Genomic DNA, 21,988 nt, shown 5'->3' with positions numbered 1-21,988 from the left:
GCGGGGGACGGCGATGACGCCTGGGCTGCATGGGGAGGTAGTGAGAACTAGGTCGTCGTCACCGGGAACGCCACGTCGCAGACCTCGTCCTCCGGCCCGCAGGCGTCCCAGTCGGCGAAGTACACCTCGCGGCACGGCCCGGACAGGACGAGGCCCTGTTCGGCGGCCCAGGCGTCCACGGCGTCGAAGGCCGCGATGATCTGCGGGTAGGCGACCTGCGCCTTGGTGATCCTGGTGTAGGCGAGCCGGTGCGCGGGCTCGACCCGCACCTTGGCCTCCGTCGCGCGCCCCTGCCCGGCGGCCCACGCACGGGCCGCCTCTCCGTCCACGACCGGCACGCAGGACTCGGCGGGCCCGTCGCTCTCCTCGGTCACCTCCGCGTGGTAGACGACGAAGTGCGGCGCGGCCATGCCCCCGCACCGCTCGACGGCGGCCCGCTCCAGGCGCTCCGCGGAGCCGCCGATCCAGGCGGGCAGCTCGCGCGCGCTCACGTGCCGGGTCTCGCTGAGGACGTACGTCTCCGGTACGTCCACGGTCTTCACCTCGAATGTCGCGTACAACTCGGTGTTCCTTCCCGAAAGCCGTCCACGGAGGTAACGCGCGAGCGTCCGCTGCTCGGCGAACCGCTCCTCGATCCCCGCCCAGTAGGCGTCGAGCGTCTGCGCCGCCCGCTCCCCGTCGAGCCCCACCACCTCGGCGATGCCCGCGAGGGGCATGTCCAGGCGGCGCAGCAGCGCGACCGTGCGGGCACGCTCTACCTGCTCGACGCGGTAGTAGCGGTAGCCGCTGACCTCGTCGACGTGCGCGGGCGCGAGCAGCCCCAGGCGGTCGTAGAGCCGCAGCGCCTTCGGCGAGAGCCGCGCCCGCGCGGCGAACGCGCCGATGGAGAGCAGTTCCTGTCCCGGTTCCTGGTGCACGCGATCATCCTCCGTCACCGGGCCGGTCGGCCCGGTGTCCCGGACTCTGGGGTCTGCCCCAGGGGCAAGGTCAACGACCGTTAGAGTGTCACCCTCGTGACCCTCGTGACCCTCGTCAGCCCTTCGGGCCGAGTCCCGTGTACGCGCCCCAGATCCGCGGCGGCAGCGTGTTCCCCCGCCGGGACTTCTCGCCGCCGACCCCCGAGAGCGGCAGCAGCCGGGGCTCGTCGGGGCGGAGCCGGAACAGCGTCACCGCCGTCGACAGGTCCTTGGTGAACCCCGTGAACCAGGCGGTCCGCAGCCGGTCCTGGTCGCCCGTGCGCCCCGCGGAGACACCGGGCCCGAAGCCCTTGGCGCCCGTGCGCATGGCGTCGGCGACCTCCCTGGCGACCTCCGGGTCGAGCGCCCGCCCCGAGGTGGGCGGCTCAAGGCCGGGCAGGGCCACGCCGTCCTTGACGACCTTGGTCACGGAGTACGGGGCGTGCCGGGTGCCGCCGCTCGCGAAGGTCCCGTACGCGGTGGCCATCCGGATCGCGCTGGGCGTCGACGTGCCCACGGGGAACGCGGAGTCCGGCTTCGCCATGCTCTGCGGCAGCAGCCCGGCGGCGACGGCGGTCCTGCGGATGTCGGCGTGCCCGACGTCCTTGCCGAGGCGTACGTAGGTGGCGTTGCCGCCGGGATACAGCGCCTCGCGGAGGGTGGGGCGGTCGGGGTCCGGCTGCCCCGCGGCGGGGCGCAGGGAGCCGTCGGCGGCGTAGTGGCTGTCGGCGAGGACGCTCTGCCGGGGGCCGGGTGTGCCGGCCGGCTCGACGCCGCCGGCGACGACCGGCACCTCGTGCGAGGCCACGCCGCTCTGGAGGGCGGCGGCGAGCACGAACGGCTTGAAGGCCGAGCCCACCGGCACGCCGGAGGTGTCGGCGTTGTTCGAGAAGTGCTTGGTGGCGTCACGTCCGCCGTACAGCGCCACCACCGCCCCGTCGGAGGGCCGTACGGAGGCGGCGCCGACCTGCACGTGCCGGTCGGCGGCCCGCCGCCCGGGGTCGGTGTCGCGGTCCAGGACCTGACGCACGGACTGTTCGAGGCGGCGCACCTTGGCCTTGTCGAAGGTGGTGTGGATCTGGTGCCCGCCGCGCGCGAGGTCCTTGTCGGTGAGCCCGGTGCGCTGCTTCACGTACTTGTTGGCGACCTCGACGAGATAGCCGGTCTGCCCGCCGAGGCTGGTGGACCGCGACTGCCGCCGGGGCTCGGGGAAGACGCGGTACTTGGCCCGCGCCCGCTCCGACATCAGCCCCACATCGACCTGCCGGTCGAGAATCCAGGCCCAACGTGCCTTGGCACGACGGTGGTTGTTCGCCCCGCCCGCGGGATCGTACAGCTCGGCGCCCTTCAGGAGCGCGGCGAGCATCGCCCCCTGACTGGGGTTCAGGTCCTTGGCGGAGATCCCGTAATAGGCGTGGGCGGCGGCCTCGATCCCATTGGCCCCGCGCCCGAACCAACTGCTGTTCAGGTACCCCTTGAGGATCTCCTTCTTGCTCTTGACGCGGTCCACCTTCAGGGCGATGACGAACTCCTTGACCTTCCGCGTGACCGTCTGGTCCTGGGAGAGGTAGGTGTTCTTCACGTACTGCTGGGTGATGGTGGAGCCGCCCTGCGTCTCCTCGCCGCTGACCATGCTGACCGCCGCGCGGGCCAGGCCCTTGGGGGAGACGCCGGAGTCGTCGTAGAACGTCTCGTTCTCGGCGGCGATCACCGCGTTCACGGCGGCCGGGGCGATCTGGTCCAGCTCCACGCTCTGCCGGTTGACCTCGCCGGTGCTCACCATCTGGGTGCCGTCGGACCAGTAGTAGACGTTGGCCTCGCGCCGGGCGGCGGCGTTCTCGTCGGGGATGTCCACGCTCACGTACACCGCGACGAAGGCCGCGACGACGGTCAGCACGGCGAGGGAGGCCGTGCCGAGCAACTGCCGCCAGGAGGGCAGCCAGCGCCGCACCCCCGACCGCCCCGCACGCGGGTAGTCCACGCGCCGCCGGCCGCGGCGACGCACCGTCTTCCCTTGCGCATGTGTTCCCATGCCGGGGAGGAGGTCGCCGCGCGCGGCCGGGTTGGTCAGGAAACTGTTAGCCGTACGTAACAGCCGTCGGCCCCTGTACGCGCGGCAGGGGTCAACCGACCTTGCTCAGAACGCTCTTGTCCTTGAAGAGGGCGAAGCCGTTGGCCCAGAGCTGGTTGACCCGCGACCGCTCCGTGGCGTTGGGCCGCGCGTTCGTGCACGACGTGCCGGGGCCGCCGCCCGACATCAGCTCGCTGCACGGGCCCGAGTAGTGGTCGGGCAGCCCGAGGACGTGCCCGGTCTCGTGGGACGTCACGCGGGTGGAGTTGTACTGCTGGTTCTGCCGGTAGTCCAGGAAGATGTAGCCGCGCCCGTGCCCGTCGGTCGAGGCGTAGGACCCCCGGGAGTCGTTGCCCTCGCGGTACTCGAAGTCGTACCCGCTGGTGACTTCCTGGAGCCGCACGTTGGTGACCGAGGAGTTCCAGATCGACGTCGACTGGGATATCTGGCTGCGGAAGCTGGGCGCCCTGCTGGTGCGGTACCGCACGGTGACGGCCTGGATGCCGGGCGACGCCTCCTGCTTCTTCAGCGCGGACTTCATGACGGCCTCGAAGAACTGCCGGTTCGCGGCCTCGTTCTTCGCGCTGTCCGTCTTCGACGCGGTGTACGCCGAGATCCCGTACGTCGACGCCGTACTCGCCGAAGCACCCGAGCCGGCGGCGGGGGCGGGGGCCGCGAACGCCGTGGGGGCGGTCAGGGTGGCCACGAGCGCGGCGGTGCCGAGGGCGGCGACGGCGTAGGTTCTGGTCTTGTTCTTGTTCATGGGGGTGTCCCTTCCGGGGGCTGGAGACCTGCGGGTGCGGCCTCCGGTCGGGAACGAGTATCGGGAGCGTGGCGCGAGTTGCCCCGATGCCATTGGGCGATAACGCGAACACATCAACCCCCGGACCTGGCAGGCCCGTTGAGATGTACCGCCGTGCTACTGGACCCGCCGGATGCGGTGGATGTCCCGTACGCAGAGGTTGAGGGCGGTGGCGGCCAGGATGGTCCCCGCGCATACGAGGAGGACCGCCCGGTCGGCGAAGACGCCGGACAGGAGCGCGACGGCGAGATACCCGAGCGGGATGGCGAGCCGCTCACCGACCTGGTTGAACGAGCTCATCCGCCCCAGCTCGGCGTCCGGCACGTGCTGCTGGAAGGCGGTGACCCAGGTGACGCCCGCGATGTCGAGGCAGACGCCCGCGAGGGCGGCGCAGAGCATCAGCCACGGCAGCGGGAGGCCGAGGGCGAGCCCGGCCAGCGGCAGCGCGAGCCCGGCACTGGCGGCGACGGCGACGGTGAGCAGCCGCCGCGGCCGCCACCGCAGGCACACGACGGCCCCGGCGAGGAGCCCGAAGGAGAAGGCGCCCTGAATGAACCCCCAGGTACGGGCGCCCGCGTAGTGCTCCTCGGTGACGACGGGCCCCAGCAGCTGGTACCCGGCAAGGAAGGCGGCGACGAGAACCGTCCCGGCCGCCGTGTAGGTCCACAGCCAGCTCCGTGACCAGAAGCCGGTCCAGCCCTCCCGCAGATCGGCGAGCACAGAGCCACGGGCGGCGGGCGCGCCGAGGCGTAGCCCGAGAATCAGCAGCGCGGCGACGACGAAGGTCACGGCGTCGAAACCGAGGGCCCAGGCGGGCCCGCTGAGGGCGACGATCATGCCACCGGCCACGGGCCCGGCCACCTTGACGGCGTTGGTGGGCAGCCGCAGCAGGGCGTTGGCCTGCTGGAGCCGGTCCGGCGCGACGAGTTGCGTGACGACGCCCTGCGCGGCGGGCGTGGTGAAGGCCACGGCGACCCCCGAGACGAAGCCGCAGGCCGCGATGGAGGCGGTGCCCGCGTGCCCGGCGGCGACGACCAGGGCGAGCGCGCCCTGCGCCGCCGCGGCGAGGAGATTGCCGCAGAACAGCAGCCGACTGCGGGAGAGCCGGTCGGCGAGGACACCGCCGAGCAGCAGGAAGGCCACGGTCGGCACGGTGTTCATGGCGAGCACGAGCCCCAGCGCCCCGGCACCACCACCGGCGCCGATCACCGCGTACGCGAGAGCGAGCGGCGCCATCGCCGACCCGGCGGCGGAAACGAGCTGAGCGAGCGCGAACCGCCGGAAGGCGGGGATGCGGAGGGGCGGGGTGCCGGGTGGGGGTGTGGCTGCGGGTGCGTGTTGCTCGGTGTGGGTGGCGGCGTGGGTGCCGGTGCCCGTGCTGTCGCTACCGGTGCCGCTGTCACTGCCGCTGCCGCGGTTTCCGCTGTTGCTCATGCTCCCCCTGCTGCCGTGGCCTCGGTCCTGGCCAGGCGGGCAGCTTAGGGGGCCTGATCGCGGCTGAGGGGAGGGGGCCGGCGGTCGCTGAAACGGAGGACCGGATGTGATGGTCGGCGGCCGACATGGCTGGACCGGAACCGTGGGGCAGCCCGGCCACACCGTGTCATCCTGGTGCCGGCCCCCCAGACCCCCGGAGGCGAGATGACGGCACCAGACGAGAACACGGCACGGCGACGGGACGCCCCCGAGCCGGACGCCGAGGGCAGCAGGAGCGCCCACGACGGCGAGGGCGGTCAGGGCGAGAAGGTGGTGGAGCTGGAGCGCAAGGTGAGCCAGCTCGAACAGGCGGTGGAGTCCCACGCCGCGGTGGACCAGGCGATCGGGATAGTGGTCGCCGTGGGCAAACTGACCCCGGACCAGGGCTGGACGGTACTCCGCGAGACCTCCCAGCACACGAACACGAAGCTGAGCCGCATAGCGGACCTGATCGTGGCCTGGGGCTGCGCGGGCGACCTGCCGGAGAACATCCGCAAGGAGCTGGACGCCAGCCTGGCAAGGGCCCAGGCGAAGTCGAACTGCGCGGAACCTACGGGGTGAGGCCGGGATTACGGGGCGGTGGACGACTCGGCGAGGGTGTGGGCGACGAGCGCGTTGGCGTGCCCGTGCCCGAGCCCGTGGTCAGCCTTGAGCCAGGCGACGAGTTCCATGTGCCGGGTGAGCGGCGATTGCCGTATCAGCGCCTTCCAGTCGGCGATGGGCCGCCCGTACTTCTTCTCGATCGCGGGGAAGTAGCTGGCGGGGCCCTGAGCCTTGGCGGTCATGTGAGGTGATCCTCTCCGTCATATGCGTATGACGTGATGACGTCAGGGAGGGCCGGATCTGATCGGTGGCGGGACGTGTTCCGCGTCACACACCCCGATCGCGAAGGGAACGACGCCCGGGTCAGGCCTGGTACTCGGTCAGGTCAATGGAGGAGACGCTCAGCGCATGCCCATGGACGGGGTGGCGGATCTCCCGCTCGGGAACCATGCCGAGCTTGCGTACGACGTTGGCTGAGGCGGTGTTGCCGAGCCGGTCGACGTTGATTACGCGGTCGAGCCCACGGTCCTGCAAGGCGAACTCCAGGGTGGCCTGAGCGGCCTCGGAGGCGTACCCCTGCCCCCAGAACTGCGACCCGAGCCGCCAGCAGATGGCCACGGCGGGCAGCAGGTCGGGCAGATCCTCGGGCACGTAGAGCCCGACGACCCCGGCGAGCTCCCCCGACCCGAGCAGCTCCACGGCGAAGAGCCCGAACCCTTCTTCGTCCCACTCCTCCTCCCACCGCTCGATGTCCTCGGCGGTCGCTTCAAGATCCCGCGTGGACCCGTCCCCGACCCACCGCATGACGTGGGGATCGGCATTGATGTCAGCGAGGGGGACGAGGTCATCGTCGTCCCACTGACGCAGGAGAAGGCGTGGGGTACGAATTTCGGTCATGGGGGTCATGGTGCCGAACGGGACGGGCGCACGGCGAATCGCCACTGCCGAAGGGCGTCGCCGCCCGCCGGACCACCACCGGCCGGCCGGTGGGGTCATACCTGGGTCTGACCCCACGGTTCAGTTCCTGGTCCGACGCCCCGAAGGGACGACGCAGGCATCGTCGTCGGCATGACGAACCCGAGGACGTCCATGACCAGCCCGCCCACTTCGGCCACCCAGTCCGCCCCGTCCGCCCCGGTCACCCCGTCCGCCCCGGTCACCCCGATCACCCCGGTCGGTGTCCGACTACACGCTGCGCTGCCTGTGGAGCGGTGGTGGGAGGCAACCGGCTTCCCCGGACGTTGGGTGGGCGGCACGGCCATGGTGCTGGGCCCGGTCCTGATGCTGAGCGGCGCGTTGCTGCGGGCCCGCTTCCCCTTCTTCTTCCCTGATCAACTCTCCGCGTACGAGCGGCACCCCACCCTGATGACCACCGCCTACGCCCTCTTCGCCGCCGGCAGCCTGCTGCTCTGGCCCGCTGTGGCGGTCCTGGCCGCGCGGATCGGGGCGCGGAGTGCCGGCTGGGGCCTGTGGGGCGGGGTCCTGGTGATGTCCGGGCTGTTCGCCCGTACCTTCCACGCGGGGGCGGACCACCTGGCCTTCCAGCTGGTGCGCTCCCAAGGGGCGGGGCCCGCCGCCGAGACCGTGTCGGCCGGTTACGGCGCCTTCCACGTCTTCGCCACGCTGAACCTCGCCGTCCTCGCCGGGTGGGTGGTCCTTGCCCTCGGCGCCTGGCGCACCCGGGTGCTCGGTCCGGTCCGCGCCGCCGCGTTCGGCCTCACCGCGGCCCTGCCCCTCGGAGTACTCAAGGGCACCACCCCGCTGTCGCTGGTGGCCCTTGCCGGGCTGTGCGTCGCGCTGGTGCCGCTTGGCCTGGCGCTGCTGTGCGGGGCGCCCCGCCCCAGTCGGGCGGTGGTGCTGCGCTGGGTGCCGCTGACACTGGTGACGCTGGGACTGATGGTGCTGATCGGACAGGCCGGCTAGGTGCGGACGCTGACGTACGGTCGGACCATGAAGCCCAAGTCCAAGCGGCAGGGCCATCTCCACGCCCTGGACCTCGGCGCCGCCCTGGCCCTGACCGCCGTGTACATCGGCTTCGTACGGATGACCGCCGACGACGGCCAACCCGCCTACACGGGACCGTTCTGGCTCGGCTGTCTGATCGCCGCCGCGGTCGGCCTGCCGATCGCCGTACGCCGACGTTGGCCGCTCGCGGCCCTGGCGGTTGTCCTGGCCGCCCTGGCCACGGCATCGCTCCTCGACATCCCGCGTGAGCCGTACGCGGCCGCCGGGCTCGCGGCCTACCTGGTGGGACTGGCCGAGCCCGCCCGCCGGTCGGTGCCCGCACTCGCGGTGACGCTGCTGGTGGCGTGCGGTGCCGTGTACCTCGGCGAGGCGGTGATCACTCCCGCCGGGGACGGGCGGGGTGCCGTCGGGGTGGCGGGGTTCGTGTTCCTGGTGACCGGCGGGGCGTGGGGCGCGGGGTTCACCGTGCGTGGCCGCCGGGCGGAGGCCGCCCGGGAACAGCGGCGGCGGTCGGAACACGCGCTGGACGAGGAACGTCTGCGGATCGCGCGGGAGCTGCACGACATCGTCTCGCACAACCTCAGCCTGATCGCCGTCAAGGCGGGCGTCGCCGGGCATGTGGCGGAGGCCGACCCGCGGGAGGCGCGGGCCGCCCTCAAGGTGATCGAGGAGACAAGCCGTTCCGCGCTGGCCGAGATGCGGCGCACGCTCGGCGTACTGCGCACCGAGGGCGCGCCTCTGGGGCCCGCACCGGGCCTCGACGACCTCGACGCGCTCGCGGCGGAGGCGAACCGGGCGGGGGTGGACGTCGACCTGACGGTTCACGCCACGAAGGGCCTGGCCGAGGGGGCACAGCTGACCGTCTACCGGATCGTCCAGGAGTCCCTCACCAACGCGGTCCGGCACGCCGCACCGACCCGTTGCCGGATCACGGTAGAGGCGAATGACCGCGACCGAGAGATCCGCATCGGCATAACGGACGAGGGACCACCGCCCGCGCTCGCCCGGCCCGCCCGCGAACTGACGCCCGGCCACGGCCTGGTGGGAATACGCGAACGGGCGATGATGTACGGCGGCAGCTTCGAGGCGGGCCCCCGTCCTGAGGGCGGCTTCGCGGTGTCCGTCCGCCTGCCCATGGAAGGGAACCGACAGCCATGACCGACGTGCCGCCGATCCGGGTGCTGATCGCCGACGACCAGGCGATGGTGCGCGGCAGCTTCCGGGTCCTCGTCGACCACACGCCCGGCATGACGGCCGTGGGCGAGGCCGCGAACGGTACGGAGGCCATCGAACTGGCCCGCCGCGAACGGCCGGACGTCGTGTTGATGGACGTACGCATGCCCGACCTCGACGGCATCGAGGCGACCCGGCAGATCTGCTCGGACCCGGCCCTGACCGGCGTCCGCGTCCTCATCCTCACCACCTTCGACCTGGACGAGTACGTCTACGCCGCCCTGCGCGCCGGTGCCGCGGGCTTTCTGCTCAAGGACACCCCGCCGACCGAGGTCCTCACCGCCGTCGGCGTCGTCGCCGCGGGCGAGGCACTGCTCGCGCCCTCGGTGACCCGCCGCCTGATCGCGGAATTCGCCCGCCGCCCGGAGCCCGCGCGCCCGCCCAGCCGCTCGCTGACCGGGGTCACCGACCGGGAGCTCGAGGTACTCGGCCTGATCGCGCGGGGCCTGTCCAACACGGAGATCGCGGAGCACCTCCACCTGAGCCTGGCCACGGTCAAGACCCACATCGGACGCCTGCTCGCCAAGCTGCGCGCACGCGACCGCGCCCAACTGGTGATAGTCGCCTACGAAACGGGCCTCACGGACGCCGCCCGACACACACGTCATACGCACCGCATGCTTTAGAACGCACGACTTGGGCACTGCCGCCCGGCGTACGGGACGGGAGGCGGGCGAACGCCACACCGGTCGTGCTGTGGCACGGCACGACCGCCGCCCACTTCACGGCACACGACGAGCCTGCACCCGTACCAGCCACTGCGCAGCACTGTGCCCCGCCGAGCCGGCACTCGACGAGGCACAGGAAGGGCCGACTCAGCCAACAGCGTCCCTGCGGGCACGGCCCGGAGACTTCTGTTGCTCACCGGGCCCGGAGCCCCGGTTCAGCGTTGGATCAGCCCGAAAGGTCGCTGGGGATCTCGCCGGGCGGGTTCATCGGCCAGCCGATGTAGTTCTCGTGGATCCAGCCCTTCTTGCCCTTGTGGGCCCCCTTGAGAACCTTCCCGTAGGCCCAGTTGCCGCGCTCGCAGTACTGGTAGAACTTCTTGTCCGCCTTGCCCACAAGACCCTTGGACGTGTAGCTCGTGCCCGGGCCGGTGCGGAAGTGGACCGTCTCGGTGACGGCGACCGTGGTGTTCGGAGTGTTGTCGTTGCAGGCCGAGGAGCCGACGGCGGAGGCGCTCGGCGCGCCGAGCATGACGCTCGTGGCCACCATCGCGCCGACGGCGAACGCGCCGGCGAGCTTGCGGGACGGCTTGGTCTTCTTCATGGATCCCCGTTCGGATTACGCGGTGTTCTCCTTCAACACCCGGGCGAGCGCAACTGGTTGGTACACCCCCCGGATGATCTTCGATGCTATAACCGGCCCCAGGGCCCATGAGCTCCAGAGCGCACCGGTCCGGTGCTCGACCGGTGAAGGTTCCGGGGAGACCCCCGACTCGCACTCCGCCGAACCTCCGGGTCAGCGGTCGAGTCGCCTCAGGGCGGGGCAGGGCTGGCGGGCGGGGCGTGATCGTTCAGGGCGTTTCAGGGGCTGCGCCCCTGACCAACCACGTGCCCCCCCGGCAGGACTCGAAGCTGAGGCACCCGCGGTAGGAGCCCGTTCCGGGCCCGCTCCGGCAGCTTTCGCCGTCTGGCGCGTCGGCCGGACAGGGGGTGCTGGTGTACGCCCCCGTCCGGCGTCGTTGATGCCAGCTGTGAGTGTCAGGCCGCCCCTCGATGCAAACTACGGGCGTGGCGGCTGTTGAGGTCTGCCAGGCTGGTCGCCCGCGTGTCTGCGGTTGGTGACGACCACCTGCGGTTGGGAAGGTTGCCTTAGAGGTCCTAACAAAGGCGTTGGACGTGGCGGTGGGTGATGAGGCAGGTGGCTAGGCCGAGGAAGGCTTCGTGGATGTCGTCGCGTCTTTCCCAGCGGATGCGCAGGCGTCGGAAGCCGTGGAGCCAGAAGATGGTGCGTTCGACGACCCAGCGGAAGATGCCCAGTCCAGAGCCGTGCGGCTGTCCGCGTTCGGCGATCACGGGCCGGATACCGCGTTTCCGCAGCAGTCGCCGGTACTTGTCGTGGTCGTAGCCGCGGTCGGCGAAGAGCATGTCCGGCCGTCTGCGTGGCCGTCCGACGACGCCGGCCACGGGTGGGACCATGTCCAGCAGGGGCAGGAGTTGGGTGACGTCGTTACGGTTCCCGCCGGTCAGCGTCACAGCGAGCGGGATGCCCTGGCCATCGACAAGGACGTGGTGTTTGCTGCCCGGCCGTGCGCGGTCGACCGGGCTGGGACCGCTTTTGGGCCCCTGCGGGCCGCCCGCACGTGGGAGGAGTCGATCACCGCCCGCGACCAGTCCAGCTGCTTCGCCGACCGCAGCTTCTTCAGCAGCACCAAGTGCAGCTGGTCCCACACGCCGGCCTCGTTCCAGGCGGCCAGGCGTCGCCAGCAGGTCATGCCCGAGCCGAAGCCCAGCTCCTGCGGCAGGTACTCCCACTGGATGCCGGTGTGCAGCACGAACAGGATCCCGCACAGGGCCTGTCGGTCCGGCACTCGCGGCCGGCCGGCCACCAGCTTGGGCCCCGGCTCGGGCAGTAACGGCTCGATGAGCGACCACAGTTCGTCCGACACGATCCACGGCCGCGACTGACGTTTCCCACGACTCGACCAACGAGCAGACAAGCCGACGGTCACTTGATCAACAACTTCTGTTAGGACCTCTTACTTCTATGGCTATCACCTGGTGAAAATCCTGGATTGCTGTCACTTCTCTTTATCTCGCCACCACCCCTCATCAGACTTCACCCTGGAATAGAAGGAGCGGAATTCCGGAGACTTCACATCTCTCCTTTCGGCGAATCTCCTCAATTTGCGCCACTCTTTATTCCAGCATTCGATCTCTACATCCTCTGGGGGAGATGAAACCCCCGGCGATCCTTTCCTGTGCATCTCAATCCAGATCGGCGGCGCAGCGTGTGCCACCACAGGAAGGTCGACCTTATCGCCCTCGTCCCTCTCGAGAGTGATCTGGAATCTATAGAGAGAAACGGACATGTTGACTCCCCCTTTAGGGCCGACAGTGAACGCCACTGTTTCCTGCCCGTGTGGGGGGATGGTCCAACGCATCTTCCTGTTCACCACGGCGCCAGATTTCTCCCCCGCCAGCTTCACGTCGTACCTGCCGATGGGCCAGCCCAGGCCGCCGCCACCGTCGCAGCTGAATTCATCGATGCGATGAAACTTGAACCGGGCGTTGTGAATCAGAACCGGCTCATCCCCCTCGTTCCTGATTGTGACAGTGACCATCGAAGACGGCCACTCCTCGACCTTGCTCTTCTTACCGTCTTCGTCAATAGCGTCTGCCTGGATATTCTCCTCATGGTCTACGTTGAAGTCGGCCACTTTCAGCTCTGGAGTCCTGTCGCGTTCAGGTTGCCAGTCGGGGAAAAACTGAAAGAGTAGAGCGATGATTCCGGACGGGATAGCCAGGCCGCCACCAATAACGGTTACCCACCCAATGGGGCGCTCAAGAAATGACTTTTGCCCTTCACTTCTAGTAGAGCTGCTGCGTCGACGTGAATTGCCCGGCCGTGGACTGGCTTCAGGGCGTCCCCCTGAAGTGTGCGACATAGCCCCTCCCTAGAGCGATCTACCGTTCTCGATCACGGCATTCCCAAGGGGCTTCTTGATCAATCGCGCACTCCGCAGTGCTCCTCAAGGTCCGAGGTCCCTGATTACGCAGCCGCGCGTAGGACGTGGTGTCCCCCTCCCATGCGCCACCGCGGCGGTCGGCGTACCCGGCATTGGTCTCTCGGCAACCGGGAGCGGTCCTGGTGGCGTTCATGTACAACAAGACGAACTTGGGCTCCCGTCCGTCATCAGGACGTTTGAGTCGTGGAGCTGACTGCCCCAGCCACAAGGGTTTCCCTATCTCCGCCCGCATGCACGCAGCGCGCCGTAGAGGCGGCGCGCGCGCCCGCGCCGTGCGCGGGCCTTGAACCAGTAGAGAAAGTTGTAACTCAGTCTGTCTGCTGGGGCTTGAAGTCGTATGCGCACGGCGGGAGTTCTGCCGCCTGGCGGTGTGCGAGGGGCAGGAAGAGTACTGGTCGTATCCTCCAGGTGATGCGTGTGTCGGCGTGGGTCACTGTGACTGTGCACGGCTGCATCTGGAGGAGTGCTCTGCGGGTGTGGACGCGGTCCTCGTACAGCCACTGCCAGGCTTCGTCTGATGCGTCGGCGTCGAGCGCTGGGGAGATCGTGCGGAGTGCCACCGCTACCCATCGGTCCGCCTGGGCTGCCGAATAGGCGTCGAAGGACGCTCGTAGTTGTGGTTCGGACTGGCCGTCCGTCGTTGTGGGTTGCGTCCAGCACTCGCACCAGTAGCCGCGGCGGGGCTTGCTCATCGGCATAGTGGGGCTCCCTGGTCGGCCTGGGTGTAGAGGGCCGCGGTGACCGTGAGGCCGTGGTCGCTGTCGTGGGCGAGGACTCGGTGGGCGATGGCGCTGATCATGTCCAGGCCCCGGCCGTGTTCCGCCTCCTCGTCCTGGCGCTCGACCTTCGGGGCGGTTCCCGCGCCTCCGCCGTCCGTGACCGATAGGGCGATCACCTCCGGCGAGACCTCGATCAGCAGGTGGAAGCTGCCGGACTTCTGGCCGCTGGCCGTGTGCAGGATCGCGTTCGCGCTCAGTTCGCTCACGATCAGTTCGGCGTCGTCCGTCAGTGGCGAGCCGCGCAGGATGTCCCGCGTCCAGCGTCGGGCCCGGCTGACCTCTTCAGGGAATCCTGGGCAAGTGAGGCCCCAGACTCGCTCCGTGCTCCGCCCGGGCCGGCGGACGTGCTCCCGAAGAGCAACGACACTCACATCACCGGCTTCCGCCTGTCCCTGTTCAAAAGCATGGGAAGCAGCCGTGGGAACGCCGAATCCGGCTTCATCCGCAGCGCCGACGACGCCGTGCAACGCTTTTACACCACTGTGGCAGTCCACTTGGACGGCCCGACGCCCCGGCAAGCATCAGCGAAGGAACGTGCCCGGAGCCGTACATGACCGCTGTTGTCGGCTCCGTTGGGCACGGAGGGGGCACGGGTGGCGCCATGGCAACGGACCCTGCAAAGTTGCATGCTCCGGTGGGTCGGTGGGTCAGAGAGGGACGATGCGGACCTGGCTACCGCAGAGCTTGGTCATGTCGTCGCTGTCGGACGTCAGTAGGGCGACCGGTTTGGGCTGGCGCAGCGCGACCTCTGCCACCGTGGCGTCGATCGCGTACTTGTGACCGTGCAGTCCGGCGCTCTTGAGGAGCTCCGCTGCTGCTTTGGCCGCTTGTTCAGTGACCGGCTCCACCTTGATGCGGGACAGGGCCCAGTTCAGGCGTTGGATGTTGATACGGGAGTGACTGACTTCGACGATGGTGTTCGCACCGATTACGAGGTCTGCCCCCGTCTCGTGAAACACCTGCAACATTGCGAGGAACTTGCGGTCCTGCGCGACCCAGGCGGAGAGCCCTTCCGAGTCCAGGACAACAGTCTCGATGCGCTCGCTCACGCGGCGTCCGTGTTCCTGGAGGAGCTGGCAGCACCGAAAATCTTCGAGCGGGCCTCGGCGAGCTCCTCGTCGCTGAATTGCCCGTGCACTTCTTCGTGGCGCCGCAGATCGTCGCCCAGCAGCTGGTGCCGGATCTGGCGGGCCACTGCTTCTGCCACGTAGCCGGAGACGTTGTCCGTGAGTTTGCGGAGCTCCGCCACCTGGTCGCTGGGGAGCGTGACGGTGATCCGAGTAGTGGAGGACATGACGCAAGCATACCAGAGTATGCGTACAGGGTCTCGTGATTGGCGCCCTGGGGCCATAGGGAATGGAGCCAATCTGGTCGTCTTTCCAGCGCCGTGGCACTTACGGCCGACGGGCCGATGGCGCCTCAAGGGAGGATCCGCGAGCCCAGGCCTCGCTGAGATCCGCGCTGATCCATCGGGGTTAGGGATACGAGCGACAGAGAGGGGTGGCAAGCACGCTGGGCAAGATGGTTGAGGCTGCCTCGGGGGCAGGGCGAGACCCTTGGCGCAGTCAGATCAGCATCACCATGGACGTATACGCGCACGTCGTGCAGGACACGCAGTGGCCAGGCCATCAGTCACATGGATCGGCTGCTCAAGAGGCGCCCCGGACGTAGTGACCGGCCACGTTGATGGCGGAAGTAGATGTCAAAGGCCCCGGACCATGGTCGCTCCGGGGCCTTGGCTGGTGCCCCCGGCAGGATTCGAACCTGCGACACCCGCTTTATGAGTTCGATCCGGGTCCGCTTTGAACGCTGTCGGCAACTGATGGGACGGCCGGACAGAGTTGCTGGTGTAGGCCCCTGTCCAGCGTCGTTGATGTCAGCCGTGGATGTCAGCCGTCCATCAGGTCCGGGTAGGGGCAGAGTTCCAGCTCGGCGGTCGGACGGTCGGCCACTTCCACCAGACGTGTTGGTTGGAACATCCCTCGGACCACACAGCATGTGCGGCGGTCGTCCTCCTTGCGGTGGCACAGCGCCATCGCGCCGGCCTTCAGCGGGTCACCGCACCGGGGCAGGTCGGTACGGACTCGGTCGGCATCCCTGCAACGTACCCCCCTTGGCTCCGGCGGCCAGAGCCCTCAGCTTGGGTAGCGGCGGTCCCAGTCAATGGCCCGCCGACGAGTCTCTGTCCGCTGAGGTGTCACTCCGCGGAGACGTACACGCTCTCAGGTCGGAGCTGGGAGACGGTGTCGATCTGGTGTCCCGGGGAGGCGCATATTTGTGCGGTCCTCATACCGTCGAGGCTGAAGGTTTGTTGTCGTTGCGCGCATCGATCACTACAACGGATTCTTCCCGACTCAGGTCAAGCTCTCGAAGGACTTTATCGACCCTTTGCTGATCGGTAGCGGTATAGCAAAGGATGACCTTGACGGATTGGCGAGTTTCGTTGGCCGCTTCATAAATGGCGACTTGATTCTCTAGATTTCGCTTTAGTGACTTATTGGAAGCAAGCTTGAATTCAATCAGCGACTTGTCTCCTGTGCCGAATGAAACCTTGAAGTCGACCGGGCCCCTCCCATTGTTGGGTTCACGGTTCACGTCGAATTCGCTCTTGCACCAGACGAGACCGAAGAAGAGTTGAACCTCCGATTCTTGCGCAAAAGGTCGGCCTGCTCGATTGATTACCTTGTAGCCGTCCATATTCTCGACATATCTTTTGAAGTATCGAACACGAACCAGCGCCTCCTCGTAGCTGCCCCACGGCTTTTGATAGAATTCTCCTTTGTCTTCGAGGTCTTGAATGGCAAGCTTGACCTGATCGACTAGGACTTTGTGGGTGTCGTTGGCTTTGGCTGCACTGGTGGATTGAGCGAGCTCTCCCTGGTCTTCTTTGGTTTTGATGTAGAGGTCGACTAGCTCAGGAAACTGGCGCGTGATTCTATCGATTGCTGCGTTTCGATCTTTAGCTGACTGGCGAGGGTGGAAGTTCTGTCGGAAGTAATTGTTGATACTGGCTCTGAGCTCATCGTCTTCCACGGCTGCGCTGAGGCCTGTGAATTGCCTGATGTAGTCGTCGCGGCTGATCCATGTGTCATCGCGCGTGAGGATGTCAGTCGGAGTGAGGAGGACGTAGTCATCGCGTAGGCTCGGAAGATAATAGCGGCGAGTTTCCCAAGTCTCAGTTCTGTAGTTGAAAGCCGCTCGTTTTACTGCGAACTCGCGACATTGACCCTCCCTCATGTGATCGCGGGCGAATTTTTCCGTGTACTTCAGCAGATAGTGCTTTATTAGATTGGTTGCGAAATCGCTAACCCCGTCCCGGCCGACGCCGGGGCCGATCAATGCCAGCTTCTCTAGGTGAGTCCCAGTGCCGTTGCTTTCCCTCTCGGTGCCCACGTTAGAAAGGATGTCCTCAAGCGCAGAGTTGAGAGATGCTGCAAATTTTGGACCGAGCGCGTGCCCTCCATTCCCCAGCACGGTGAACCCTAGCCAGTTCTGTTTTACTTCTTTAAAGTGGTACCAACTCTTAATGAGACCAGGGTCCAGGTATCTGCTTGCCTTGGATTTAAGGAATTGAAGGTAGATGACAATGGAGTCATGCAGTGCTTGATATTCTGACTTTTCGCTAGTGAAGAGTAGGAAAGGATCGATGAACAATGGGAGATCCGAGACTATGCTTATATCGAAAGCCCCGTACTCCTCAAGCGTGGAGGGGTTCAGTTCGAAATAGTCTGAAAAATAAATGTTCGTCCCCGTATTCATACTCGCTCCCACCCCTGAGTCAATGGATGCATCCTGGATCTTCATCCTAGGTCTGCTCGCGGAATGAGGGGTTGTTACCCGGCAAGTACAGGAGATTGATGGGCTGGGCGGGGTGTACGCCTCGTTGCGATCGGGACGGCGATGCATGCGCGGTGAGGCCGAGGCGGTGGAGTTTGGCCCACACTCTGGCCTCCGTCCACTCAGTCGAGGCTCGCGCTCGTCTCCTGCTCGCCGACTAGGGGGGCGGCCGACTCGCCGGCACCGTGGACAAGCCCATGGTGGAGCAGAACTGCCCGAATCGTCAGCGGGTCCGGTCCGTCGTGTCCTAGAGTGCGAGCGCGGCGGCCGAGACCAGGAAGCGTGGACTGGAGGCCGAGAGATGTACGAACGTTGAAATCGTCGAGGCGGGATTTTTAGAAGCTTGGGGGAAGAGTCGATGGACGAGGACAAGACGCAGGACGCCGAGCTATCGCCCTTGCTCTCCCGGTTCGTGGACGCGGCCGTGTGGGCCAGGGCAAACAGTGACCTTGTCTGGGACAGGCAAGCAGATGGAAGATTCCGCGCTGGACTCGTCCTCAAGTTCTCCGCTTCCCAGTCGGTCATGCTGAAGATCGAAAAGAGTCCTGGCAGCCGTCTCGACTGGCAGTTCGGTTCCGCCAAGCCCCTTCCCAAGCTGCGCAGGAAGCCACTGCGCTGATACGTGAACCCATGCCCTCTTTGGCTCGACGGTTTTCAAGAGTGTCAAGCGCGCAGTAGTGCGTCCTGGCCAGGGGCGGCTTTGCTTCCAGTGAGGGTGCTCCTGCCCCACACATGGGCCACGGATGCTGAAGGGCCCCTTGCTGCCCCCTCAAGCGCGCTGACGGGGCGCACACTCAACTGTGGTGTGGTGTGGTGTGGTGGGGCGATGGGCTGGTTGCGGGGGCGTTCACCTGCGTTCATGGATGGCCGATCGTTAAGAATGGCTACCGGCTTCCGTCTTGCCTGAACAACCGTGAACGGCGCTGAATGAGACGGAAACTGAGACGGGCGGCGGCGCCGCGCTCGCTACCATCTTCGCTGTTCAAGGGGGAGTCATGGCGCTGGCCGCAAGGGATCGCGACGGATCGTCGTCGATGGGCACGGTCTACCGCTGGCGGCTGCGAGGCAGGCCGACGTACTTCCAGGGCTTGGCCTGGTCGCCGTGCACGTTCGCGGTCGAGCATGCGGACACCCCGGGCATGACGCTCGTGGTCGCCACCGAACAGCCGCATCCGAGCAACTGGATAGGTTGCGAGGCTGAGCTGTACTGCCGTCGGATGTCGCCGTGGCTGTTCGGCTTGCCCTGTGTAAGGGGTGGACTCCGGCGGCTCCGGGCTCCGCGTTCCACCTCGACCAGTCCGCCGGCTTCACGCCCTCACCCTGAGCGGGCCAAGAGAGCGCTGCTGGAGTTTGCTTGTGCCTCAGCCGACGACAGTCAGCCACGACGGCGGGTGCGCCGACCGGCCAGGCGGGCTGTGCCTCGCTGTACCCCCACCGGTCTCAGCCACGCTGCTCTTCTGTTGCGTCGAGATGGCCGAGCACGGCGCCCCCATCTCCGCTGGCTGTACTCCTCACCTGGTGGCCGCTCGCTCAGAACAGCCACAACTGATCATCGGCGCCGTCGGGTGCTCGGCGCGGCGCTGTTCCTGCGCCGTCCGGAGCGGATGGCGTTCGAGGCCGACGACCTGCTGGTTGCCGGCCATCTGGCCACGCACAGCGCGCTCGGCATCGACAAGGCGGTGCTTTACGGCCGCGAGGCATACATCGCGGACGAGTTGCAATGCACGATGCTGCCTGAGACGCTGCCGCGCCCCACCGGCGTACGACTGGCGCACCGGTACCTGCCGACCGCTGAGATCGCGCGGGTCGGCGGCGACTGGTGCGACGCGATCCCGCTGCCTGGCAGCCGGGTCGCCCTGCATAGGTGGACTACGTGGCCGCCCGTGGAACCGGGCAAGCGGATTTTCGCCGATCGGGGCTACGACTTCGTCAAGTACCGCCGCCTGTTGTGGAAGCGCGGCATCAAGCCACTCATTGCCAGGCGAGGTGTCGTGCGTGGCTCCGGCCTGGGGAAGACTTGGTTGCTAGTCGAGCGTACGTTTGCCTGACTTCACCAGTTCAAACGCCTTCGCACCCGCTACGAACGCCGCGCCGGCCTCCACCACGAGTTCCTGCAACTGGCATGCTGCATTATTTGTCTCCGCCGACTGCAGGCATCGTCCCGGAAGGATCAGTAGGGTCGTTGGCGTGCGTGATTTACAGGTGGCTCTGATCGGCGGGACGTCGAACGTCGGGAAGTCGACCGTTGCCCAAGTGATGGCGAAAAAGCTTGGGTTCGAGTGCCTGAGCACTGACAGGCTCGCCGGGCACCCTGGGCGACCCTGGAGAACCCCGGAGTGGGCGGTGCCGGCGCACGTCGTCGAGCACTACAGATCACTTACGGTTGACGAACTGGTCACGTCTGTTCTCAGCCACTACGAACGACTGTGGCCCCGCATCGAAGAACTGATCAGGGCCCATGCGACCAAGAACCGTGGCAGGAAGGGCCTGGTTTTGGAGGGGTCGGCACTCTGGCCCGTCCGCGTCGCGGGACTGCAGGTCCCGCGCACGGCTGGCGTGTGGCTCACCACCGACGACTCCATAGTATGCACCCGCGTTCACGCGGCAGGCTGCTATGAAGCAGCCACAGATGAGGAGCAAGTCCTAATGGACAAGTTCCTGGCCCGCCCCGCACTGAGCGCTATCAGACACTCATGATCGATGCCATCGACAGGCTGGGCCTGGATCGCATCGACGCGGGTAGCGGACAGTCCGCCACAGAACTGGCTGACACCGTGCTCGCGGCAGCCGACGCGCAGACCGCGGTGGGACGGTCAGCTAGCGGCCGGTGACCACTCGTTGCGGCTCACCTACGGCACATCCCGACGCCAAGCGGCCCACCAGCTCATATTGAAACGATCAGTTAGGGGGTGCAGATCCTTAACCCGCTGTCTTGATCTTGCTTTGGTTGGGGCCGGAAGCGAGGAATGTTCTGGCCGACCGCACCCGGGAGCGGAACGAATCGGTGATGCGGCTGCACATCATCCCGGCCTTCGGCGCGGGCTCCATCGCCGACGTCACGACAGCTCGGGTGCGGAGCTGGCGCGGCAAGCTGCTCGCGGCCGGAGTGGGCGAGCCGACGGTGGTCAAGGCGTACCAACTGCTGCGGGCCCTGATGAACACGGCCGTGGACGACGAGATGATCCGCCGCAACCCGTGCCGCATCAAAGGCGCGGACAGTTATGACGTGCCCGAACGGCCCGTGTTGTCGGTGGCCGAGGTCTTCGGCATGGCTGACGCCATCGCTCGGCGCTACAGGCTGCTCGTCCTCCTGGCTGCGTTCACGACTCTCCGGTTCGGCGAGCTGGCCGCGCTTCGCCGTATGGACATCGACCTGGCCAGCCGTGTGGTCGTGGTCCGGCGTGCGCAAGTCGAGCTGCAGGACGGGCGCCTCTTCGACAAGGCGCCCAAGTCGACGGCAGGAGTGCGCACGGTTTCCTTCCCCGCCGAGTTGGTCGACGAGATCATGAGCCACCTGGAGCACTATGCAGCCGCAGGGCAGGACGGGCACGTGTTCGTCGGGCCGCAGGGTGGCGGCGCAGCAACTTCCGGGACGACTGGATCAAGGCCAGGAAGGCGGCGGGGGTCTCGGCCAAGCTGCACTTTCACGATCTGCGGCACGGGCAACACGCTGGCCTCAACGGCGGGAGCCAGTACGCGAGAGCTGATGACGCGCATGGGCCACAGCAGTTCTCGGGCTGCGCTGATCTATCAGCACATGACGAGCGATCGTGACCGGGCCATCGCCGACCGGCTAGGGGCCATGATCCGTAACGGTGGGGGCGGCACGTCCGGCTAGAGGATGTGGCATCCGCGTGGCTTTAGTGGCACGCGTGTGGCACGGCGCCTGAAACGGCAAAGGGCCAGCTCGGGAGGAAACCCCTCCTGAACTGGCCCTTAATGCTGTGCCCCCGGCAGGATTCGAACCTGCGACACCCGCTTTAGGAGAGCGGTGCTCTATCCCCTGAGCTACGAAGGCGTGGCGATGCTCGTCCGGAGACTTGGTCGCCGCCGTCAGTGTAGCGGGTGGTCCTGGGTGGCCCCGGGGTGATCCACAGGGACGCGGCGTGGGGTGGCGGGGGCCGGGCCCGGGTGGGGGTTACTCGATGATCAGGTCCACCTGGATGTTGCCGCGGGTGGCCTTGGAGTAGGGGCAGAAGGCGTGGGTCTTCTTCAGGAGGGCTTCGCCCGCGGGGCCCTGGAGGTGGTCGGGGAGTTCCGCGCGCATGACCACCGAGAGGCCGAAGCCGCCGTCCGCCTCGTCCTTGCCGATGCTGACCTCCGCCGTCACCGAGACGTCCGTCACGTCGATCTTCTCCTGGCGTGCGACGTTGCTCATCGCGCTGGCGAAGCAGGCCGCGTAGCCGGCGGCGAAGAGCTGCTCGGGGTTCGTGCCCTTGCCGTCGCCGCCCAGGGCCTCGGGGAAGGCGAGCGTCAGGTCGATCTGGCCGTCCGAGCTGACGGTGCGGCCCTCGCGGCCGTTCGCGGTGGCGACAGCGGTGTACAGAGCGTCCATGGGTCTTCTCGTCTCCTAGCCGGTGGGGTGACGGTTGGTTCCCCCGGGAGTCTCGCTCCCTGGTGACTTCAGTAGAGCACGCC

At 67.4% G+C, this 21,988-nt stretch carries 20 protein-coding genes, 1 tRNA gene and 5 pseudogenes; 10 read left to right on the top strand and 16 right to left on the bottom strand.

Annotated features, from left to right (window positions below; genetic code table 11):
* Positions 1-47: 47 nt before the first annotated feature.
* From ACZ6JY_RS13890 to ACZ6JY_RS13875, 4 genes are all read right to left on the bottom strand, one after another.
* Positions 48-917, bottom strand: coding sequence for a MerR family transcriptional regulator (locus ACZ6JY_RS13890; protein WP_469195578.1), 870 nt, complete (start codon positions 915-917; stop codon positions 48-50).
* A gap of 115 nt (positions 918-1,032) precedes the next feature.
* Positions 1,033-2,961: a transglycosylase domain-containing protein gene (locus ACZ6JY_RS13885; RefSeq protein ID WP_469195576.1), complete on the bottom strand. Its 1,929-nt coding sequence runs from the start codon at positions 2,959-2,961 to the stop codon at positions 1,033-1,035.
* A gap of 118 nt (positions 2,962-3,079) precedes the next feature.
* Positions 3,080-3,790, bottom strand: coding sequence for a snapalysin (snpA, locus tag ACZ6JY_RS13880; RefSeq protein WP_469195574.1), 711 nt, complete (start codon positions 3,788-3,790; stop codon positions 3,080-3,082).
* 156 nt (positions 3,791-3,946) lie between these two features.
* Complete coding sequence (locus ACZ6JY_RS13875; protein WP_469195572.1) at positions 3,947-5,263, bottom strand: MFS transporter; 1,317 nt, start codon at positions 5,261-5,263, stop codon at positions 3,947-3,949.
* 204 nt (positions 5,264-5,467) lie between these two features.
* On the opposite strand from ACZ6JY_RS13875, the gene ACZ6JY_RS13870 reads away from it, so the two are divergent.
* Positions 5,468-5,863, top strand: a complete 396-nt coding sequence (locus ACZ6JY_RS13870) for an ANTAR domain-containing protein (RefSeq protein WP_469195570.1) — start codon at positions 5,468-5,470, stop codon at positions 5,861-5,863.
* Positions 5,864-5,871: 8 nt separating this feature from the next.
* Here ACZ6JY_RS13870 and ACZ6JY_RS13865 read toward each other — a convergent pair whose 3' ends face one another.
* The gene (locus ACZ6JY_RS13865) at positions 5,872-6,087 is read right to left on the bottom strand and encodes a DUF4287 domain-containing protein (protein ID WP_469195569.1); all 216 of its coding nucleotides are present in this window, start codon (positions 6,085-6,087) and stop codon (positions 5,872-5,874) included.
* A gap of 121 nt (positions 6,088-6,208) precedes the next feature.
* On the bottom strand, positions 6,209-6,742 hold the full coding sequence (locus ACZ6JY_RS13860) for a GNAT family N-acetyltransferase (protein WP_469195567.1): 534 nt from the start codon (positions 6,740-6,742) through the stop codon (positions 6,209-6,211).
* 171 nt (positions 6,743-6,913) lie between these two features.
* Here ACZ6JY_RS13860 and ACZ6JY_RS13855 point away from each other — a divergent pair, with 171 nt between their 5' ends.
* The 3 genes from ACZ6JY_RS13855 to ACZ6JY_RS13845 are packed head-to-tail and all read left to right on the top strand — an operon-like array spanning position 6,914 to position 9,669.
* On the top strand, positions 6,914-7,768 hold the full coding sequence (locus ACZ6JY_RS13855; RefSeq protein ID WP_469195565.1) for a hypothetical protein: 855 nt from the start codon (positions 6,914-6,916) through the stop codon (positions 7,766-7,768).
* 27 nt (positions 7,769-7,795) lie between these two features.
* Positions 7,796-8,968 (top strand): sensor histidine kinase, encoded by a 1,173-nt coding sequence (locus tag ACZ6JY_RS13850; protein ID WP_469195563.1) that lies wholly within the window; start codon positions 7,796-7,798, stop codon positions 8,966-8,968.
* Entirely contained in the window at positions 8,965-9,669 is a 705-nt protein-coding gene (locus ACZ6JY_RS13845) for a response regulator (protein ID WP_469195561.1), read from the top strand. The genes ACZ6JY_RS13850 and ACZ6JY_RS13845 overlap by 4 nt, the downstream gene beginning before the upstream one ends.
* Before the next feature lie 268 nt (positions 9,670-9,937).
* Here the strand turns inward: ACZ6JY_RS13845 and ACZ6JY_RS13840 are convergent, their stop codons facing one another.
* The 7 genes from ACZ6JY_RS13840 to ACZ6JY_RS13810 all read right to left on the bottom strand — a co-directional run bounded on the left by ACZ6JY_RS13840 (position 9,938) and on the right by ACZ6JY_RS13810 (position 14,807).
* Positions 9,938-10,312, bottom strand: coding sequence for an SH3 domain-containing protein (locus ACZ6JY_RS13840; RefSeq protein WP_469195559.1), 375 nt, complete (start codon positions 10,310-10,312; stop codon positions 9,938-9,940).
* Between the two features lie 554 nt (positions 10,313-10,866).
* Positions 10,867-11,657, bottom strand: a protein-coding gene (locus tag ACZ6JY_RS13835; RefSeq protein WP_469196138.1) for an IS5 family transposase whose coding sequence is annotated in 2 segments (ribosomal slippage) — positions 10,867-11,336 and positions 11,336-11,657 — 792 coding nt in all. Because the reading frame shifts where the segments join, the coding sequence is not laid out codon by codon here.
* 129 nt (positions 11,658-11,786) lie between these two features.
* A complete protein-coding gene (locus tag ACZ6JY_RS13830; RefSeq protein ID WP_469195557.1) occupies positions 11,787-12,425 on the bottom strand; it encodes a hypothetical protein in 639 nt (212 codons plus the stop codon).
* A 617-nt stretch (positions 12,426-13,042) separates the two neighbouring features.
* Positions 13,043-13,432: a hypothetical protein gene (locus tag ACZ6JY_RS13825; protein ID WP_469195555.1), complete on the bottom strand. Its 390-nt coding sequence runs from the start codon at positions 13,430-13,432 to the stop codon at positions 13,043-13,045.
* A complete protein-coding gene (locus tag ACZ6JY_RS13820; RefSeq protein WP_469195553.1) occupies positions 13,423-13,884 on the bottom strand; it encodes an ATP-binding protein in 462 nt (153 codons plus the stop codon). The genes ACZ6JY_RS13825 and ACZ6JY_RS13820 overlap by 10 nt, the downstream gene beginning before the upstream one ends.
* 276 nt (positions 13,885-14,160) lie before the next feature.
* Positions 14,161-14,562, bottom strand: coding sequence for a DNA-binding protein (locus tag ACZ6JY_RS13815; RefSeq protein WP_469195551.1), 402 nt, complete (start codon positions 14,560-14,562; stop codon positions 14,161-14,163).
* Complete coding sequence (locus ACZ6JY_RS13810; RefSeq protein WP_469195549.1) at positions 14,559-14,807, bottom strand: type II toxin-antitoxin system CcdA family antitoxin; 249 nt, start codon at positions 14,805-14,807, stop codon at positions 14,559-14,561. The genes ACZ6JY_RS13815 and ACZ6JY_RS13810 overlap by 4 nt, the downstream gene beginning before the upstream one ends.
* Before the next feature lie 269 nt (positions 14,808-15,076).
* Between ACZ6JY_RS13810 and ACZ6JY_RS13805 the strand changes: the two are divergent.
* Positions 15,077-15,200, top strand: a pseudogene (locus ACZ6JY_RS13805) (tyrosine-type recombinase/integrase); the annotation flags it as partial.
* Between the two features lie 599 nt (positions 15,201-15,799).
* On the opposite strand, the gene ACZ6JY_RS13800 reads toward ACZ6JY_RS13805, so the two are convergent.
* Positions 15,800-17,317: a hypothetical protein gene (locus ACZ6JY_RS13800; RefSeq protein ID WP_469195547.1), complete on the bottom strand. Its 1,518-nt coding sequence runs from the start codon at positions 17,315-17,317 to the stop codon at positions 15,800-15,802.
* 391 nt (positions 17,318-17,708) lie between these two features.
* Here ACZ6JY_RS13800 and ACZ6JY_RS13795 point away from each other — a divergent pair, with 391 nt between their 5' ends.
* From ACZ6JY_RS13795 to ACZ6JY_RS13775, 5 genes and pseudogenes are all read left to right on the top strand, one after another.
* Positions 17,709-17,969 (top strand): hypothetical protein, encoded by a 261-nt coding sequence (locus ACZ6JY_RS13795; RefSeq protein ID WP_469195545.1) that lies wholly within the window; start codon positions 17,709-17,711, stop codon positions 17,967-17,969.
* Between the two features lie 937 nt (positions 17,970-18,906).
* Positions 18,907-19,209: pseudogene (locus tag ACZ6JY_RS13790) on the top strand (serine/threonine protein phosphatase); the annotation flags it as partial.
* A pseudogene (locus ACZ6JY_RS13785) lies at positions 19,205-19,527 on the top strand (transposase family protein); the annotation flags it as partial. The pseudogenes ACZ6JY_RS13790 and ACZ6JY_RS13785, both read left to right, overlap by 5 nt.
* Positions 19,528-19,552: 25 nt before the next feature.
* A pseudogene (locus ACZ6JY_RS13780) lies at positions 19,553-20,181 on the top strand (hypothetical protein).
* A 140-nt stretch (positions 20,182-20,321) separates the two neighbouring features.
* A pseudogene (locus ACZ6JY_RS13775) lies at positions 20,322-21,188 on the top strand (tyrosine-type recombinase/integrase); the annotation flags it as partial.
* Positions 21,189-21,295: 107 nt separating this feature from the next.
* On the opposite strand, the gene ACZ6JY_RS13770 reads toward ACZ6JY_RS13775, so the two are convergent.
* Together ACZ6JY_RS13770 and ACZ6JY_RS13765 are read right to left on the bottom strand one after the other, a co-directional pair.
* Positions 21,296-21,368 (bottom strand) — tRNA-Arg (locus tag ACZ6JY_RS13770).
* A 120-nt stretch (positions 21,369-21,488) separates the two neighbouring features.
* Complete coding sequence (locus ACZ6JY_RS13765) at positions 21,489-21,905, bottom strand: organic hydroperoxide resistance protein (protein WP_469195543.1); 417 nt, start codon at positions 21,903-21,905, stop codon at positions 21,489-21,491.
* Positions 21,906-21,988: the final 83 nt, after the last annotated feature.

It is taken from the genome of Streptomyces sp. NPDC046335 (assembly GCF_055587985.1).
This window is presented reverse-complemented; position numbering and strand designations above follow the sequence as displayed.